At 46.2% G+C, this 17,552-nt stretch carries 17 protein-coding genes and 1 pseudogene; 4 read left to right on the forward strand and 14 right to left on the reverse strand.

Translation table 11 applies throughout. The features are described from left to right. Positions 1–5 precede the first annotated feature (5 nt). From JOE49_RS19955 to JOE49_RS19965, 3 genes are all read right to left on the reverse strand, one after another. On the reverse strand, positions 6–818 hold the full coding sequence (locus JOE49_RS19955; RefSeq protein WP_023989052.1) for an ABC transporter ATP-binding protein: 813 nt from the start codon (positions 816–818) through the stop codon (positions 6–8). Then, positions 815–1,906, reverse strand: a complete 1,092-nt coding sequence (locus tag JOE49_RS19960; protein WP_023989053.1) for an ABC transporter substrate-binding protein — start codon at positions 1,904–1,906, stop codon at positions 815–817. The genes JOE49_RS19955 and JOE49_RS19960 overlap by 4 nt, the downstream gene beginning before the upstream one ends. A 146-nt stretch (positions 1,907–2,052) precedes the next feature. Then, positions 2,053–3,570, reverse strand: a complete 1,518-nt coding sequence (locus JOE49_RS19965) for a carboxypeptidase M32 (RefSeq protein WP_209942614.1) — start codon at positions 3,568–3,570, stop codon at positions 2,053–2,055. Between the two features lie 173 nt (positions 3,571–3,743). On the opposite strand from JOE49_RS19965, the gene JOE49_RS19970 reads away from it, so the two are divergent. The 4 genes from JOE49_RS19970 to JOE49_RS19985 all read left to right on the forward strand — a co-directional run bounded on the left by JOE49_RS19970 (position 3,744) and on the right by JOE49_RS19985 (position 6,046). After that, positions 3,744–4,307, forward strand: coding sequence for a beta-class carbonic anhydrase (locus tag JOE49_RS19970; protein ID WP_023989055.1), 564 nt, complete (start codon positions 3,744–3,746; stop codon positions 4,305–4,307). A gap of 250 nt (positions 4,308–4,557) precedes the next feature. Then, positions 4,558–5,130, forward strand: coding sequence for a PadR family transcriptional regulator (locus JOE49_RS19975; RefSeq protein WP_209942616.1), 573 nt, complete (start codon positions 4,558–4,560; stop codon positions 5,128–5,130). A 178-nt stretch (positions 5,131–5,308) separates the two neighbouring features. Further along, positions 5,309–5,764 (forward strand): hypothetical protein, encoded by a 456-nt coding sequence (locus tag JOE49_RS19980; RefSeq protein WP_023989057.1) that lies wholly within the window; start codon positions 5,309–5,311, stop codon positions 5,762–5,764. Between the two features lie 3 nt (positions 5,765–5,767). Next, a complete protein-coding gene (locus tag JOE49_RS19985; protein ID WP_013310599.1) occupies positions 5,768–6,046 on the forward strand; it encodes a YxcD family protein in 279 nt (92 codons plus the stop codon). Positions 6,047–6,193: 147 nt separating this feature from the next. On the opposite strand, the gene JOE49_RS19990 is transcribed toward JOE49_RS19985, so the two are convergent. The 11 genes and pseudogenes from JOE49_RS19990 to JOE49_RS26710 form a co-directional block, all read right to left on the reverse strand. Then, entirely contained in the window at positions 6,194–7,108 is a 915-nt protein-coding gene (locus JOE49_RS19990; RefSeq protein ID WP_049828346.1) for an STM4011 family radical SAM protein, read from the reverse strand. After that, positions 7,105–8,523 carry an STM4012 family radical SAM protein gene (locus JOE49_RS19995; RefSeq protein WP_209942618.1) on the reverse strand — a complete coding sequence of 473 codons (1,419 nt, stop codon included), beginning with the start codon at positions 8,521–8,523 and terminating at the stop codon, positions 7,105–7,107. Before JOE49_RS19995 ends, JOE49_RS19990 begins: the two co-directional genes overlap by 4 nt. A gap of 69 nt (positions 8,524–8,592) precedes the next feature. After that, complete coding sequence (locus JOE49_RS20000) at positions 8,593–9,375, reverse strand: STM4013/SEN3800 family hydrolase (protein ID WP_209942620.1); 783 nt, start codon at positions 9,373–9,375, stop codon at positions 8,593–8,595. Beyond that, complete coding sequence (locus JOE49_RS20005; RefSeq protein ID WP_076159241.1) at positions 9,368–10,708, reverse strand: STM4014 family protein; 1,341 nt, start codon at positions 10,706–10,708, stop codon at positions 9,368–9,370. Before JOE49_RS20005 ends, JOE49_RS20000 begins: the two co-directional genes overlap by 8 nt. 66 nt (positions 10,709–10,774) lie before the next feature. Continuing rightward, entirely contained in the window at positions 10,775–11,617 is an 843-nt protein-coding gene (locus JOE49_RS20010) for an STM4015 family protein (RefSeq protein WP_209942625.1), read from the reverse strand. Positions 11,618–11,839: 222 nt separating this feature from the next. Next, positions 11,840–13,306 (reverse strand): efflux RND transporter periplasmic adaptor subunit, encoded by a 1,467-nt coding sequence (locus tag JOE49_RS20015; protein WP_023989063.1) that lies wholly within the window; start codon positions 13,304–13,306, stop codon positions 11,840–11,842. A 68-nt stretch (positions 13,307–13,374) separates the two neighbouring features. Then, the gene (locus JOE49_RS20020) at positions 13,375–14,892 is read right to left on the reverse strand and encodes a DHA2 family efflux MFS transporter permease subunit (protein ID WP_023989064.1); all 1,518 of its coding nucleotides are present in this window, start codon (positions 14,890–14,892) and stop codon (positions 13,375–13,377) included. A gap of 15 nt (positions 14,893–14,907) precedes the next feature. Then, on the reverse strand, positions 14,908–15,561 hold the full coding sequence (locus JOE49_RS20025) for an HlyD family secretion protein (protein ID WP_023989065.1): 654 nt from the start codon (positions 15,559–15,561) through the stop codon (positions 14,908–14,910). Positions 15,562–15,918: 357 nt separating this feature from the next. Next, complete coding sequence (locus JOE49_RS20030) at positions 15,919–16,731, reverse strand: hypothetical protein (protein WP_028540695.1); 813 nt, start codon at positions 16,729–16,731, stop codon at positions 15,919–15,921. Positions 16,732–16,751: 20 nt separating this feature from the next. Next, entirely contained in the window at positions 16,752–17,210 is a 459-nt protein-coding gene (locus JOE49_RS20035; protein WP_034095047.1) for a flavodoxin, read from the reverse strand. 107 nt (positions 17,211–17,317) lie between these two features. Beyond that, a pseudogene (locus tag JOE49_RS26710) lies at positions 17,318–17,461 on the reverse strand (hypothetical protein); the annotation flags it as partial. Positions 17,462–17,552 lie beyond the last annotated feature (91 nt).

The raw sequence follows: 17,552 nt of genomic DNA on the forward strand, positions 1-17,552 counted from the left end.
TTAACTCACTCCTTTGCTCCCGAAGCCTCCAGTTCACCCCATATTTCATGAAAAAGCTCATTAAAACCCGGCTGCTCGCGTGCATAAAAAGGCTGAGCTTTTCGGATGCAATCCGGAATCTCGAAGGTACGTCGGACATGACCAGGATTTCGACCCATCACTATAATCCGGTCACTGACCGCAATGGCCTCGGCCAAATCATGTGTGACTAAAATAGCCGTCTTTCTCCGCTCGCGCAAGGTTTCCGCAATCAGATCTTCCAGCTGTAGCTTGGTTTGATAATCCAGCGCGGAGAAAGGCTCATCCAGTAGCAGCAGCCCCGGATTGGTCGCCAGCGTCCGTACCAGCGCCACGCGCTGACGCATTCCCCCAGACAGCTGGGACGGATGCAGATGCTCCTTCCCTCCTAGACCCATGCCTTCCAGCAACAGCCGTGTCCGCTCACGCGCAGCTTCATCCACTCTATTGCCTAGCTCCAAACCCAACAATGCGTTATCCATTATCGTCCGCCACGGGAACAGATAATCCTGCTGCAGCATGTAACCGACCTCTGGACTCGGACCACTTACCGGCTGACCTTGCAGCATGACTTGGCCTGCCGCTGGACGCAGTAGCCCCGCGATCATGGACAGGATCGTCGTTTTGCCGCAGCCGCTTGGACCAACCAAACTGACAAACTCCCCTGTCTCTACAGAAAAATCAATATTCTCAACCGCCAGCGAAGCTTCACGATCCGTTACATAGACATGCGTCACTTTCTCCATTCTCACCATCGGGATGGTCGCGTCCGAAGTGAGGCCACTCCGTTCCTCCATCATGACGAACCTCCAGCACCGACACCTGCATCCGTAGATTCAGTTGTGCTCTTTTTCACAGGCGGTTCAGTATTCCCGGTAGAGTTTGATGAAATCGCTTGTTGTGCAAAGCTTGGGTTCACTAGCTTATCTAGTACAACCGGACTTTTAAGCTCCCCTGCCGAGGTCATGACATCCTGTAAGTTCTTCCATTCCTTTTCCTCAATCATCGGGTTCAAAGCATAGGTACTCTGTTCCTTATATCGTTTGATACTACTCGTCAAAACAGCTAAATCTGTATCTTTAAAATAGGGCGTGATTGCTTCAGCAATCTGTTCAGGTGAATGCGTAGCAATCCACTGTTGTGCCCGATATACAGCATTTGTAAATTTCTGTGCAGCCTCGCTATTTGTGTTCAGGTAGCTTTGCTTAGCCATATATACCGTATACGGCAACTCGCCGCTCTCCACACCGATAGAGGCAACTACCCGTCCACGGCCTTCCTTTTCAAAAATAGATGCCTGTGGCTCAAACAGCTGCACATAATCCCCTGTACCGGAGCCGAAAGCAGAGGCAACATTAGCAAAATCAATATTTTGAATCAGCTTCAGATCCTTATGAGGATCAATGCCGTGTTTGCGAAGCGTAAATTCAAGTGACATTTGCGGCATTCCGCCCTTGCGTTGCCCCAAAAAGTTTTGCCCTTTCAGCTTTTCCCATTCAAAGCTATCCTGCGTTTGACGGGCAAATAAAAAGGTACCATCCTTCTGTGTCAGTTGGGCAAAATTAATGATAGGGTCCTCTGCTCCTTGCTGATACACATAAATAGATGTTTCCGCGCCGATGAGCGCGATATCTGCCTGATTGGACAATAACGCCGTCATCGCCTTGTCACCCCCGGGAATCGTTGCGAGTTGGACATCCAGTCCCTCCTGAGCGAACATCCCCTGGCTCAAGGCTACATACTGCGGCGCATAAAAGACCGTACGGGCTACCTCGCCCAGTCTGATCTCAATCGTCTGCTCCCCTCCTTTAGGGGTGCACCCACTGAGCAACAGTAATCCGAGTAGTGCCGCAGCCACCACAGCTTTGAAACGAGCGCCGTTTTTCATCCTTGTTCCCTCCCCACCTTTTTACATCGGTTGACTTCATATATTGTTATGCGACTGTCGTTATAATGGTTAATCGCACAAAAAAAACCCGTGTTCGCCTAGGAACGCGGGGTAGATGCATATATGATTATTTTATAGTTTCTAAATTACAGCTTGTATATGGAGGTATATTTCTCTTCCAGATAGTCGGCGAGATAATCCGGGTTCAGCTCCTCACCTGTAATGGCTACAATCAACTCGGATGGCGTCCGACTCTTGCCGTAACGGTAAATACGTTCGGTCAGCCATTGCTTGATCGGCTCAAGTTCCCCAGCAGCAATTAATTCATCCAGATTGGGCAACTCTTTGCGTAATGTCGCCAAAATTTGCGCTGCATACATATTGCCAAGCGAGTAGGAAGCAAAATAACCAAAATCACCACCGGACCAGTGAACGTCTTGAAGTACGCCCAGTCCGTCATTCGGTGGTAGAAGCCCCAGGTAGTCCTTATATTTCGCATTCCACACCTCGGGGAGACGCTTCACATCCAGCTTTTCATTAAACAGCATTTTTTCAATTTCATAACGGATAATGATATGTAAATTATATGTTAGCTCATCCGCTTCAATACGAATCAGTGAATTTTCCACACGGTTGACTGCCCGGTAGAATTGCTCTGCCGTAACCTTCGCCAAACGATCAGGAAAATGCTGTTGCAAATCATCGTAATACCGATCCCAAAAAGCACGACTGCGTCCGATTTTATTTTCCCACAAGCGCGACTGGGATTCATGAATCCCCATAGAGGTTCCTCCAGACAGTAGTGATCCTGCCAGCTCTGGAGCAATATTTTGTTCGTACAGCGCATGGCCTCCTTCATGCAACGAACTGAAAATAGCGCTGGTTACATCATCTTGCAGATAATGAGTTGTTATACGCACATCACCTGGATTTAATCCTGTTGCGAAAGGATGTACACTCTCATCCAAACGACCTGCGTCAAAGTCATACCCCATCTGTCCTAAAATGAACAGGCTGAACTTCTCCTGCTGCTTCACATCAAACACACCATCTAAAAAGCTCTTATCCGGCTGGTTCGATGAAGCCTGAATTTTAGACAATAGGGGCACAAGGCGCTTTTTGAGACGATCAAACACAGCATCCAACTTTTCAACCGTCATCCCCGGCTCATATTGATCCAAAAGCGTGTCATACTCTGTATCCTTAACACCCCAGTAGCCGATAAACTCACGCTTCATGTCTACGATTTTAGACAAGTACGGTTCAAATCCGGCAAAATCGCTATGTTCCTTTGCGTCCTCCCACTTGCTCTCTGCCTGTGCTGCAAGAATGCTATACTGCCGATATCGGTCTGCCGGAACCGAACGATTCAGTTCATAATTTTTACGGCATTCCTCCACCAATCTGCGATCATTGTCCTCCAGTTGCTTCAGCTTATCTTCTGCGGCAAAAAATTGCAGCAATTGTCCCATTTCATCCGAGATCATCAGCTTGAACATTTCAGTGGACAGCATACCTAACGTCTCCGACCGAATGTCAACGCCCTTTCGCGGGGCACCAGTCCGTAAATCCCAGTGCAGCAGACCTACTGCTTCGCCATAACTACTAATTTTGTGTGCAAGCTCCTTTAAAGCCGTCAATTGATCCAACGTCTGTTGCGCCATATTTGAGGTCACCTCTTTAACTTAAAATGGTTAAAACTTTACAATACCTATACTTGATGATACTTATATTAAAAAGTATAATCAACACACAACATGTACGACCAGCTCCTAAGACCTGAAATAAACGTTGGGCTGTACATATCAAACTTTATAAGAATCTGGAGGGAACAATCGTGGATCACATCAAAGACATTTTAGAGTACAATCGTGTTTTCGTAGAAAACAAAGAATACGAGGCCTATAGAACGGGCAAGTTCCCCAATAAAAAAATGGTCATTATCACCTGTATGGATACACGGCTAACAGAGTTACTCCCTAAAGCCATGAACCTGCGTAATGGTGATGTGAAAATCATCAAAAATGCGGGTGCGATTATTTCACAGCCCTTTGGAAGCGTAATGCGCAGTGTACTAGTCGCCCTGTATGAGCTGGGAGCAGACGAAGTAGTGGTCGTGGGCCATTATGAATGCGGCATGGCTGCATTAAATGCAGACCACATGGTCAATGAAATGCTCGATCGCGGAATTTCTCAGGAAGTGCTGAATACATTAGAAAATTCAGGAATTAAGCTAAATAAATGGTTGAAAGGTTTTGACAACATTGAAGAAGGGGTAAAAACTACCGTGAAGCTTATTAAAAATCACCCGCTTCTCCCCCCTAATGCCCCCGTTCACGGCATGGTTATTCATCCAGATACAGGAGCGTTAACGCTTGTCGTTGACGGGAATGAACAGTAAATAGGATACGCTTCGGCAGAAAGTTACTAGGTAGTTTAAGCTCGTACATACGAGCTTAAACTACCTTTTTTTATGAAAAAAAGCGCATATACGTGGAAAATGACAGGAGCCAATTTTGGCTAACCTGTGAACGACCTGTCTGAAAGTTGTCAAACCATACAGTTTCAGTGTACACTTTTCATGAAGCTGCAGAATACCTGCCGCAGTGCTGTTACAACCGTTACTATGATGGATGAAGGAGATAAGATCTATGAATTTACTATCGTATGGTCTGTTGGGGCTTCTCGCAAGAGAGGAATCCTCCGGCTATGATCTGATGTTGCGTATCCAGCCTTTTTGGCAGGCCAAGCACAGTCAGATCTATCCGCTACTGGCCCGTATGGAGGGCAAGGAACTACTAGCCTCCCGTTGGATTCAGCAGTCCGACAAGCCTGATAAGAAAATGTATACCATTACCGACAAGGGAATCCATATGCTTCAGCAATGGTCCCAGGAAGCGTTAGCTGCTCCGGTTACACGGGATGAATTAAGTCTTCGACTGTTCTGTCTTTGGTTGACAGACAAAAGTAGTGCCAATCGTATGCTGGAGGAACGCAAACGTCATTTTATTCAGAAAATCCAGCATCTAGAGGATATTCTGAACAACATTCCCGCAGAGAATTTACATTTTGGCAGTAAGAGCTTTGGTGACTATATTTTAGTACAAAAAGGGCTTTTGAATGCTAAAGCAGGTCTGGAATGGTGCCAAATGGTTCTGCACATGCTGCTTGCCGGTGATGTCAGTGCGGACACTAATCCGTTTTCACTTAAGCCGCAAAGCTGAATGCTTTTGCTAATCCATGCATAGGATTTAAGGAACGTTATTATTTAATTATTTAATTATTTAATTATTTAATTATTTAATAATTAAAATTCTTTGAAACCCTTTTCCATGCCATTCGTATTACTAGTAAGCGGTTGTTTGACCTATAAAACAATTTACTAAGGGGGATTATATTTACATGAAAAAAACATTCACTTTGAAAAATATGATGATGCTGATGATGGCTTTTACCCTATTCATTGCTATGATCGCACCATCTACAGCTGATGCAAGGCGAGGCGGCGGGTTTAAATCCGGGCCTAAATCGTACCAATCTACACCAAGCAAGGCGAATGACAGCAATGGCATCAATAAGTCAGATAGCGGAACCAAGTCAGGGGCAACTGCCGGTAATACAAGCAGAACTGGTGGATTCCTTGGCGGTGGCGGCGGATTCCTGAAAGGTATGATGCTGGGCGGTTTGGCAGGTATGCTCTTCGGTGGATTGTTCGGTAACATGGGCGCATTAGGCAGCTTGCTTGGCCTTGCCGTTAACGTTCTCGCCATTTATGTCCTGATCATGGCTGGAGTAGGTATCTACCGTGCTATTAAAAATCGTCGCAGACCAGATGATTCCCGCGGAGGACGTTACTAAGCTATGATTTTGAGTATGGATGAGATTGTCAACGCTATTTGCTTGCATATGGCTGAACGCAAAGGTGTCCAGCCCACTGATGTGACAGTAGAATTAAGCTGGGAAGAGGATACAGGTTATTCAGCAGAAGTCCATGTACAGGGCCGCAGTCAATATCTGGTGGAAGCCAATATGATTGAAGCAATTCTGAGATACCTATATTCCGAATACAATATTCGTGCCTATCGCGAACAAATCAGATTGGATCTGGATGAAGAAATTACTGCTATTGTCCAAACTTGATTATTTCGCATAAGATCGTTGCACAAACTTATTATAAAACAGAAGAACCGACCTTTGCTTGAGGGCAAGGGTCGGTTCTTTTTTGTTGCTCGTTTCTCTAGTAGATCAAGGTGCTATAGTATTACATATAGACGTGGACGTCCCTTGCTATATGGATTCATTTGCTCTATGAATAGCCTGTCTGCCAAATGATGGAACTGGAGCTACCTGTACCCGCGGTACCCTTTCGAGTAAGCCACTACCGTACATTTCCCGAAACGGCTGCTCTTCCATATGAATATAGCCTATATAGCAGCCGCATTCTTTCATTCGGCACGGACGTTTGCCACTCAGACCCTCAAGACCATCCCTGTATAAGTGTCCAAGCACCCGTCGATCCTGATAGCAGTGTTTTACTCTTCCGTCACCCTGGACATAAAATACATCTTCACCGGCGCGACATCCCCGCCCCTGACTGCTATAATCCTTTAAATTCCATTGAAAATAGGGGTCTATCGCAGTTAATTCAGCAACCTCAGCATCTGTATAATAATGTGGACGATCCTTGTAGGCGTTGATCCACAAATAAACATCCCTTGGAAGTTGCGATCGCAAGGAACGAATAGCCGGAAATGCCTGTCTTAACCCGACGGTACCGACACTATAGGAAATACCAAGTTCATATAGCTTTATAGCCTGCGATATAAAAACTTGCTCTTTCGTCTCTCCAGGGTGATATGTAGCCCACAGCGCAGCAGTCTCCGGGTTCAGTTCTTGCGTCCAATCCAGCTTAGTCGATAGATTCGTCTGTACCGCCACTTTTTCCACATGCGCCATGTGGGAAAACTCAATCATGGTCTTGCGATACCAGGAATGAATTAAGGCTTCTCCATACGGATTAAAAAAAATAGAGAGACGATGCCCCAAAGCGCCCTGTTCCCGTACCCAATCAGCAAAACGTTCCAACTGGGCCCGATCCTTGTTCAACGTTTCCCGACTATCAACGTTTTTACTGAACGGGCAGTAAGGACAAGCATAGTTGCAAGAGGTCAACGAACCACGATAATATAAGGTCGCTCTCATGCGCCTACATATCCTTCCATGCGCTCACGCACTGACGTGGAGATCATCCAGTCCCCAATCGCATCGGAATAGGCCATTCCTTCTTCTGTAAGTCGCAGCGTACCCTCCTCGACGACAGCCATACCAGATTCCAGCAGCAACGACATTCCTGTAAAATCGTCCGACAGGGATACACCGAAGCGCTCTGCATAGGCCGATAGCTCCAAACCTTCCCGATGAAGAAGCGCCTTTAAGATAAAGCGTCGTTTACTCTCATCCACATTTAAAATAAAGCCGTAGTCAGCCAGATCATGACGTTCCGCAGCAACATAATCTGCGATAATACTACGCGTAGCTGCTGCACTAACACCATAACGGCTAGCATAGTGGACATTGCGTGTATAGGAGCGTGCACCACACCCCAGACCGGCCATACCTTCCTCCTGACAACTGTAGGGCAAAAGCTCTTTGCTGGATATACCATCATTTTTAGCAAAACGGCGCATGGAATATTGTACATATCCTGCCTGTTTGAGCCGTTCACGCGCCACTTCATACAAAGTAAGGCGAATATCATGATCCAGCCCGGTGTAGCCTGGCTTTAAAATCGTATTTTCTCGAATATATAACGGGTAAAGAAAAATCTCTCCTGGCGAGTAAGACAGTGCTTCCTCTAAAGAATACAGCCAGGTTCCCACCGTTTGACCAGGCAGGCCATAGATCAGATCCACGTTCAGCAAAGGAAAGTTGTATTCCACCAGCCGCTCAAGTGCTTCTCTAACAAGTTTTGGCTTCTGAGGTCGGTATATGGCGGCACTTTCTGATTCCACAAAGCTCTGAATTCCCATGCTGACACGATCTGTCCCGCGGCGCTTGAGCACCTCCAACCTATCCTCAGTCACAGTATCAGGCGAGGTTTCCACCGAAATAGAAGCTCGTTTAGGGTCCAGTCCCATTATATTTTCCGCAATGTCAAACAAACGCTCCACCAAAGGAGCCTCCAGTAAGGTCGGTGTACCGCCGCCGATCGCAAAACGCGAAAAAGGCCGACGGCCCATAATTGGTGCCCATTGCTTGGCTTGTCTTTCTAGCGCATCCACATACTCCTTATGTACATCCAGACGCTTGTCCGGCAAAGTGAAGAGATTACAAAATCCACAGCGAGCCGCGCAAAATGGAATATGCATATACAAAAAATAGCTTTCTAACTCCTCCTTCTCCCACAACTCCTGCAATGAGAGCGGTGTATCAAACGGACGATAGGCCGTTTTATGTGGGTAAGAGTACAGATAGGAGCGATAGGGAGCTTCACGGATCGTGCGTGCCCATTCAACAGGAGTTTCAGGCCACTGAAACCTAGACGGTGTTAAGTTTGTATCTATCTCCGAGGCTGCCGCACCCGTTGGATGCGAGTGATTCAGATTCATGGCTTTCATTTCTGCTCCTCCCTCGCGCTGGATTGATTTCTTGATATTTTACCAGTGCAATCTATATTTCTATTTGCTCTATAATATAAATTCGCGGTAAGGCACATTCCAGACTACCTCATGCGCCAGACGATGTCCTTCATAGCCGTCTTCCCCATAAGCTGTACCATGATCGGAAAAAACCATACAAAACGTTTTACCCCGATTTCGTAAGGCATCAAACAAACGTCCAAGTTCACCATCCACATACCGTAAGGCTGCCCGTTGAGACTCCACTGAATCTTTAGCAGAGCCCTTCACAAAATAATGATTAGGCCCATGAATCGCTGATACATTCAGAAACAAAAACAAGCGCTGCGACGGGTCTGTATTCCCCAACAGTTTCAGAGCATGATTCACCTGATTCTCCGTCGAACGAGGGTTGGTAACGCCAAAGTTCATACGCCAGTAGCTTTCTTGAAAATATCCAGGCAGCACCTTCGCAAGCTTATTTTTCTTCGTGAAAAAAATAACGCCGCCGATACAGATGGTCCGATAACCTTCACCCTCTAGCCCGGACACAATATCCGGGGCATCGAACAGCCAGGTATGTGGATGCGTACGCAGCCCCGTATCCTTTGTGTGAAACAGACGGATATGTGAAGTCTTATCCGTATTCGCTGGAGTCGGCAAAAATCCGCCAAAAAAAGCATGATGTGCAGCATAGGTAAAGCTACCCGGTGTATGGCGCTTTTCCCACGACCCGGAGTCACACAAATTCGGACAGTTCTCTTCCTCCAGCTTTGCTACATCATAACGCAGGGTATCCAGCGTAATCATGACAATATCATGAGAGCCGACAATTTGGTTCATATCAGTCATATCTGTCTTTCCTTTCCCTAACCACGCTCCTATTAGCGAGGTGCTGCATTTCCCATTCATACGGATTCCAACCCTGATGTTCAACCCGGTACAGCAAATCACCGAACGGATTAACATCCAACACATAGGGACGACCCCCATGAGCCGGAACCAGCACATCCAGTCCAGCAACCATAGAGGCTGGAAAAACACTCATAGCAGCTTTCGCAGTAAGCTGGACCGATTCCACCGTACTCTGTGGTAATCCGGCTTCCTTCAGCGAGAGCCGCTCATTACGCAAATGCAAATTGGTAATGGGGCTGTGGCTCAAACGCAAAACCGCATGGCAAGCTTCTGATCCGCACACGAGTTGACGCACATCATAAACACGCCCGTTCAGGGTCGCTTTGGGAATCCAGCGCTCCACATGTACCCCTTCCAGGCATAGCCAGTTAAGGATAGCATGAATGTCCTGCTTATTCGTATAACGACGCAATCGTCCGGCATTATAATACACGCGCTGTCCGTGTATGATTTCCGTTCCAATCGTGGTCACCGCCAGTTCCGCGTGTGTATGGGGATGTACCTGATAGGCCATGACACCAGAAGCACCGGACCCACAAAATATTTTCACAAATACGCGGTGAAACCCGCTCTCCTTCATTGCCGTGTGCAGATCATCAACATCACGAAATGCACCACCTGAAGATGCAAGTACTGGCGGGACCCTTATGTCTGCCTTGCCTAAATCGGCGCTACAACGCCGTTTGTCGAACATCACGGCCACTTCCGCCGGATCATTCATCCAGTGTGACGAGGGCCAGAGCAGAGCCACTTCATCCCGCAGCCAGGCCAGCAGACGGCAATAGCCCCGGAACCATTGTGCCGGGTGCCAAATACGACCGTGCTGCTCCTGCAGACGTCGCGCTTCTGCCGCCGCTATACCTGTGCCTTGTGTCCATTCGGGCCATGGCAACAGAGAATCGTCTCCCTCAACATCCGAGGCGCCCAGAGCAATCAACTCACGCTCTACCTCAAAGTTTTCGCCCGGTGCATCCAGACGAAGCAGCGGACCACTGTCCATCTGCCCCGCCAGTAACTGATCAATGCTCTCTTGCACAAAAGAACTGCCATTCACGCTATCCTGCGTAGCTCGTGCAGCTATTCGCAACATCAGCTCGCTCAGACCTTGTTTCTGCCGAATAGCTTCCAGCACATTCTTATAGGAAACCTCCAGAGCGGGCGGAAGCTTTAATCTGCTTCGCGCCTCCTGCAGCCCGGTAGTTCGACGATTCCCCGGATTACCGAACAAGATAAACGGCTCGCTGACATTACAGTCTGACATCCTAACCATAGAGCCGCCTCACTTTAGATCATTTTAATTTTGAAAACAGTCCGTTTTAGAAATCCATTTAACAAATTACTCAGTCAGTGATGGATAGCGCCAATCATCTTCCTCATCCGCTTCTTGTTGATCTTCCACGTTCACAGATAGACCCGAGCTTTTCCAACGTTGCATCATTTCACTAGACATATAATGATAGCTCAAATCCAGATGCTTCAGCCCTTTTATACTTTCACTAGCCAGCAGCGCTTCTGCACCTTTATCAGACAACGTACCTTGTGAGAGATCCAGCACTTCCAGCTGTCCAATCACAGGGGCATTAGCTGCTGCAATTGCAATTTCATCCTGTATTTCACTATCTTTGAGTCCCAAGTATGTAAGTTTGGGAAAAGGATTGCTGTCCAAGAACGGCAAAATATCATTGAGGTTACCGTCAAAACCATAGTCCTCGACACCCAAATACAGTTCCAGCTTGCGCAGTTCAGGCAGTTCGGCATTACGTATTTGCTGAAGAACCCTCGCAGGCAGGCCACCACAGATAATAACCAATTCCTGGAGATCGCTATGACGAAGCGGCTCCAAGCTCAGGTCCTGGCTTCCTTTGATATGAAAGGACTCCAATGCTGGAAACGCTTCTAACAACGGGGACAGATTCGTCTGGTTAATCCATGAAACCTCACACTCATCATATTCCATATCACCAATAAACAGTTTGCGTATCTTAGGGAATTGATCTTTGAGCTTCACTAACACTGGGATAAAATCCTCTGGTGAACTTTCATAGGCGCCGCCCCAATCTCCAATGATGAGATCAGTAATTTGCGCGCTCTCCGGCTTGGCTGCCAGTTCCTCAATAGATTTAGCCATCGTTTGGCCATTCTCATAAGCTTCATAATCCACTACCAATTTCACTTCCATCTTACAATTCCTCCGATCGCTTGTCTGAGATCTCGTAAACTATCTATTTCCAATTTAGTCTATCCTATTCTACCAATGTTCGTCAAAAATAGTCCCGCTTCGACATCAATCCTATGTAAAATGTGCTCAATGAAATAAAAACAAGACAGCCCGCTAAGCAGGCTGTCTTGCATATTCACAATAAACTTCTACTATTATATAGTACGTGAGTTTAGAGCCAAATTATTGGCTAATTGTAATCGGTGAGTTATCGGACAGCAATGCCAGATTATTCACGATCACATTCTCCTCATTGCTCAAACCACTGGTAACGAGTGTTTGGGAACCTGCCGTCTGAACAGTCTTCACTTCCTTACGTTTCGCATGGTCTCCGTTTACAACATATACATATTCTTTTCCTTGATCCTTTTGAACTGCCGCAGTAGGAACCACAATGCCTTCTTGTGCATTGGCAGCGACAAAGCTGATATCAGCCAACATACCGGATTTCAGTTTCGTGTCTGGATTCGCTACTGAGATTTTTACAGGATAGCCTTTTCCACTTGCATCCAACGGGCTTACATTTTTAACTGTACCTGTTGTTACAATGTTGGAAGCTGCAACACGAACCTGTACCTTGTCACCTGCTTTTACATTGTTGATCTGTTCCGCTGGAACATAGATCAAAGTATTGACTGTACTCAGATTAGCGATGACCAGTGCAGGAGACTGAGCGGATACCATTTCGCCCACTTCTGCATTTTTCGTACCCACAATACCATTGATCGGTGATGTAACAACGGTGTCATCCAATGCATCCTGAGCAATGTTCACATTCAGCTGAGCCTGCTTAAAAGATTGTTGGCTGGACTCGATAACCGCAGTATTTTGAGATACTTTGAGCTGATTTTGCGCATTACTGTAACCGCTATTGGCATTACTATAGCTATTTTTTGCTGAATCATAGCTGTTGCGAGCTGTAGTTAGGGCCTTCTGCGCAGCTACCAACTGATCTTGCGCATTAGCCTGAGCATTTTGTGCATTATTGTAAGCCGCTTCCGCATTCACAACTGCTGTTTTGGCTTGTTCTAATTGTGCTTGGGTACTCGCACCTGCATCAAATAGACTTTGTGTACGTGTTACATTTTTCTGTGCATCTGCCAAAGCTTGCTGCGTTTGTTTCACCGTATTGGCTGCTGAGGAGACACCATGTGTTGCTTGTTCTACGGCTGTAGTGGCTTGATTAATAGCCCCCTGTGCCTGATTGATTGCGCTTTGGGATTGAATCACGCCGCTCTTGGACTGCACTAAGCCCGAGTTTGCTTGAACCATCGTAGATTCGTGGGATGCTTGAGCGGTGCTTACTCCGGCTGCTGCCGCAGCTGCTGCGGCGCGGGCTTTCGCAACATTATTCCGCATGTCCTTATCATCAAGCTTGAACAGTACTTGACCCTTTTTAACCTCGGTGCCAATATCCACAGGCAGTTCAACCACTTTGCCGCCCACTTTAGGCACGATGTTCACCGTCTCCGAAGGTGTTACGGTTCCTGTATAAATATTTCCCTGTCCGATAATTCCCTGCTGTGCTTGGCTGATTTTAACCGGAACGACCATATCCTGAGCCGCCCCGCTATTACTGGAGCAGCCTGCCAGCACTGCGCCGCCGAGCACTAAAGCCGCTAATGTACTTTCTACTCTCAATATTTTCATGATAATTCCCTTTCTTTCTGTCCGTGGAAATAATGTAAGCCATCCAGTCGTATTTTATAGTTCTTTGGTTATGCTTCCGGCTGTGTCTTTGCTTTCTTCCTCTGAATAAACAAAAAGATTAGTGGAATCGTGCAAAACAGCGGTATGGATGAAATGAGGAACGTATCCCCAATTCCTCTTGATGTAGCATCCAGTGTGATTAAACTACTTATGGATGACATCCATGAGCTGCCCAATGTCGCTTGTAGCGTATGAGCCGAGTCTGGTGTAATGGACTCCGAAATTTGCTGGGCATGAGCAGCCGAACGGCTTTGCATAATGGCGGTTAGCACCGCAATCGCCATAGATGCAGCCACAGTACGTACCAGATTGGACGCTGTAGACGCATTGGCTACCTTGCTAGGATGAACGGCATTCATGCCGACCGTGGACAATGGCATCATGCAAATACCAATTCCCAGACCCCGTAATGCCATTACGGTTTCCAACCAGGCATGCGAAGTATCTGGCGTAAGCTGGTGAAGATGATAGGTCATAAAGCTGGTTAGCGTCAGGCCCACAAGTCCCAAAGGCACAATGCCGAACTTATCGAACAGCTTCCCGGCAATAGGCATCATAGCCGCCATGGCAATGGCCTGTGGAATGAGGATAATACCGGTATCAATCGGTGACACACGCTGGATATTTTGCAAAAACAACGGTGTTAGGAACGTTCCTCCGTACATCCCCATCATGACCAGACTGGAAGCAATGACACTAATCGTATATTTTGAATTCTTGAATAATGAGATTTCAATTACCGCATTATCCTTGCCGCTTTCTACATAGATCAGAAAAACAAGTGCCCAGAAAGCAACAAACAGCAAGGATACAATTCCAAAAGAAGTCCAGCCATCACGCTGTCCGTTTGTCAGTGCGTACAAAAGTGTTCCGGCACAAGTTGCGGCCAGCAAAAAGCCCGGTAGATCAAACGGCTTCGGCTCTACTTTAGGCGGTTCTTTGATTAGAAGAATAACCATTAAAATTGCAAATAAAGCAACTGGCACACTGACAATAAACAAGAACCGCCAGTTAAACCACTCAATTAAATATCCGCTGAGCGTAGGCCCTACAGCCGGCGCTGCCATTGCGGCGATCCCCCATATACCAAGGGACATACCGATTTGTTCACGCGGCATAATTTTGTAAATAATCGTCATACTCAGCGGCATAATAACACCACCGCCCAGACCAGCCAGCACCCGTGCTGCGATCAGGGAAGAATCACTCCATGCAAAAATACATATTCCCGTTCCCAGCGAAAACACGCTGAGCGCAAGAATCAAAAACTTTTTGTATCCGAGGCGCTGCTCCATATATCCGGTAATCGGTACAATTACACCAGATGCAAGCGTGTAACCTGTAATAACCCACTGAATACGTGTCGTCGTAGATCCTAAATCCGTCGTCAATCTAGGAATGGCGACATTGATCAGACTGTTGTTCAGAATGGCGACAAAGGCGCCTAAAACGATAGCGAAAAAGGCAAGCCAGCGTTCTTTGGAAGAATCTGTCGAAGGAGCAGCAGCAATATCATTGGCAGCCACATGGACCCCTCCTTTTTAAGGTGTATGAATTTTTACTTCCACGTTCGTTCCAGGGATAAGCTTCATATCCTTCGGCTTGTTCACAGCAATCTCTACAGGCACACGCTGAGTCACCTTGTTAAAGTTACCACTTGTGTTCACTGCAGGAACGAGTGAGAACACGGCGTTGGAGGCTTCGCCCACTTTACGAACTTTACCCTGAATCACCTGGTCACCTGCTGCATCAAGCGTAATATCAACAAGCTGTCCTGGTTTAATACGGTTAATATCGGTTTCTTCAATGTTCGTGGATACGTACAAGCTGTTCATATCCACCATAGTTGCAACAGCACTACCCGGCGATCCGATTTCATGCTCTTTCGAATAAATCTTAATAACGGTTCCGTTGATCGGCGCGCGCAGTACGGACTTGCTGATCATACTCGCATCCAGCCCCGATACATCCTGCTCGGCAATCGGTTCGTTACGCTGAACAACATCTCCTTCTTCCACATCAATGTGGCTAATTTCTCCGGAGATTTGCGGCATTACCTTATATTGATCGGCTTGAATGCGCGCATCGTCACTTTTAACAAAGTGTGTTGCTTGATACCAATAATAGTAGCCAATAGCTCCACCGCTCAGAATGAGCAGTACAATGAGGATTGGCAATACAGTTTTCTTACTCACTTCTTCCACCCCTGTTGTCCAAAAAATTTTATTATTCAACGCTAATATTTTAAAATTGAAATATTAGGCCATTAAACCAAATAGAGAACGTAAATAAACACATGGCAACATTCCATGCAAAAGACAGGACTAACTTTATGTACATAGGACAATCTGATCCATGATCCACAAACCGTCTTTTTATATTTAAATATTTTCATATAACTATTGTACATTGAAATATTATAGATATATTTATCTATTCAGGCAACATAAATTTTCAGTTTTTTCATAATTTTTTTTCATAAAAAAGAGCCTTGTTTCCAAGGCTCTTTCACGAAAAGGGATAGTTTACAATTAAAGGGTTACACAGTAACGTTATGAGAAAGGCGTAGGTACAGCTGACCGTTGTTTGCAGTTTTTCGCCCCCTGCCCTTCCTTCGTGTTCCTATTCATTCTATTCCCTTGAGAAGCTTGCTTTTCCATGCAACCCCCGCAACGGCAGCGTTCTGTCGTCCCATGTACATCCTCTTTGGAATCCCGTAATAGCAGCACGTAATCCAGAGATTGCTGTAAAGAAGAAGGTCCCGGAATGAAACGGACCTTCTTGCCTTCTAGCAGACAATATACCTCAATAAGCTGAGGAAGAGCTCCAAATGCATAATAACAAAATACATTTGTCATATGTTGGAACGTACTAATAACGTTAGGGTTATAGTCAACGATGTACTTTTGAATGAGCAGGGAATCTGCTTCTGCTGATAGTTGCCAAGCAGCCTGAACAATAAGCGAAATATTGACCTCTAACTCAGGCACAGACGTACAAAATTGTTCATACAGCATTACAGGTACCAGCAAGTCATTATTTAAGCCACAAATTTTTGACAACTCACCTGACACTTTATTTTTGACATCCCAATAATGGAACAAAGATTCAAAGCTGTCTGACTGCTTGGGCCACCATTTCTCCAGCACATACTGGACAGGGACTTCCCGTCGCACCTCTACTTCCATTCCAAAGTATTCGTTCAGCGCATGCCCTATTGCATATTGAACCCGTTGCCGCCAATTCCAACCCTCACGCCCTCTTTTCCTCTGTGATTGACGAATTGGCTGTGGAGTTCTCCACATCTCCTCAAGCTGATAGTCGTGCAGAAGAGGAAAGGCGCTTAAGCCATCGCTATTGCGCATACCTATCCCTCACTCTCTTCTCAGGACACCCCAATACCCGCCTGTGCAAATTGTCTTCCGTAAGCTCGGCAATTCTCCTTATCATCATCCAATGGATTAAATTCAATCTTCAGACTCTCCTGAATGACCGATGCGCCGCGTTCTTTGACTTTTTCCTCTACCAAGTCCACTGCGCCACAGAATTGCGTATAAGATGTATCTCCACTGCCAAATACTGCGGTCTTTTTACCAGACAAATCAAGCTCGTCTAGTTCCTCGTAAAAATCCAAAAATTCATCAGGAAGCTCACCATCTCCCCATGTATATACACCCAGTAGGAACCCGTCATATGCGAGCAGTTCTTGCGCGCTGCAATCATACGAAGCCTTCAACTCCGCCTCGTGCCCTGCCTGACGGACGCCCTCGGCGATCAATTCCGCGATTTCCTCTGTATTACCTGTCAAACTGGCATAAGCAATCATGATTTTACCCAAGTTCATCCCTCACCTTTATTTGAAATATGGGATGTTTTCACTCCCTGTTACTCAAATAATATTTGATAATGATTCTCATTGTCAAATGTTAATTTCAAAAACTAGGTTTAATCTTATGGAAATATACGCAAAACAGCCGCATTACATGCGGCTGTTGGCAGATAAACTCTATGGATAAACAAATTATTAGTTACAACATAGGTCATTACCTTATAATGCGCTCCGCCAACATGAATCCACGCTTCGGCAGAAGCTTCGAACGAAGGCTTCGTCTACCACAAAACGCTGGCTACAGGCAGTTTAGGCAGTTTGTGTTTAATTAAGTGGAACTTCAGCTGTGTTGATAAA

This window comes from Paenibacillus sp. PvR133 (assembly GCF_017833155.1).
Classification (GTDB): Bacteria; Bacillota; Bacilli; order Paenibacillales; family Paenibacillaceae; genus Paenibacillus; species Paenibacillus polymyxa_B.

Bases quoted from the DNA above. Each gene is read 5' to 3' on its own strand.
- JOE49_RS20000 (WP_209942620.1), bottom strand. From the start codon at position 9,375: ATGACTGATATGAACCAAATTGTCGGCTCTCATGATATTGTCATGATT.
- JOE49_RS20015 (WP_023989063.1), bottom strand. From the start codon at position 13,306: ATGAAAATATTGAGAGTAGAAAGTACATTAGCGGCTTTAGTGCTCGGC.
- JOE49_RS19960 (WP_023989053.1), bottom strand. From the start codon at position 1,906: ATGAAAAACGGCGCTCGTTTCAAAGCTGTGGTGGCTGCGGCACTACTC.
- JOE49_RS20030 (WP_028540695.1), bottom strand. From the start codon at position 16,731: ATGCGCAATAGCGATGGCTTAAGCGCCTTTCCTCTTCTGCACGACTAT.
- JOE49_RS20010 (WP_209942625.1), bottom strand. From the start codon at position 11,617: ATGGAAGTGAAATTGGTAGTGGATTATGAAGCTTATGAGAATGGCCAA.
- JOE49_RS19955 (WP_023989052.1), bottom strand. From the start codon at position 818: ATGATGGAGGAACGGAGTGGCCTCACTTCGGACGCGACCATCCCGATG.
- JOE49_RS19990 (WP_049828346.1), bottom strand. From the start codon at position 7,108: ATGAGAGCGACCTTATATTATCGTGGTTCGTTGACCTCTTGCAACTAT.
- JOE49_RS19965 (WP_209942614.1), bottom strand. From the start codon at position 3,570: ATGGCGCAACAGACGTTGGATCAATTGACGGCTTTAAAGGAGCTTGCA.
- JOE49_RS19995 (WP_209942618.1), bottom strand. From the start codon at position 8,523: ATGAAAGCCATGAATCTGAATCACTCGCATCCAACGGGTGCGGCAGCC.
- JOE49_RS20005 (WP_076159241.1), bottom strand. From the start codon at position 10,708: ATGGTTAGGATGTCAGACTGTAATGTCAGCGAGCCGTTTATCTTGTTC.
- JOE49_RS20035 (WP_034095047.1), bottom strand. From the start codon at position 17,210: ATGAACTTGGGTAAAATCATGATTGCTTATGCCAGTTTGACAGGTAAT.
- JOE49_RS19975 (WP_209942616.1), top strand. From the start codon at position 4,558: ATGAATTTACTATCGTATGGTCTGTTGGGGCTTCTCGCAAGAGAGGAA.
- JOE49_RS19985 (WP_013310599.1), top strand. From the start codon at position 5,768: ATGATTTTGAGTATGGATGAGATTGTCAACGCTATTTGCTTGCATATG.
- JOE49_RS19980 (WP_023989057.1), top strand. From the start codon at position 5,309: ATGAAAAAAACATTCACTTTGAAAAATATGATGATGCTGATGATGGCT.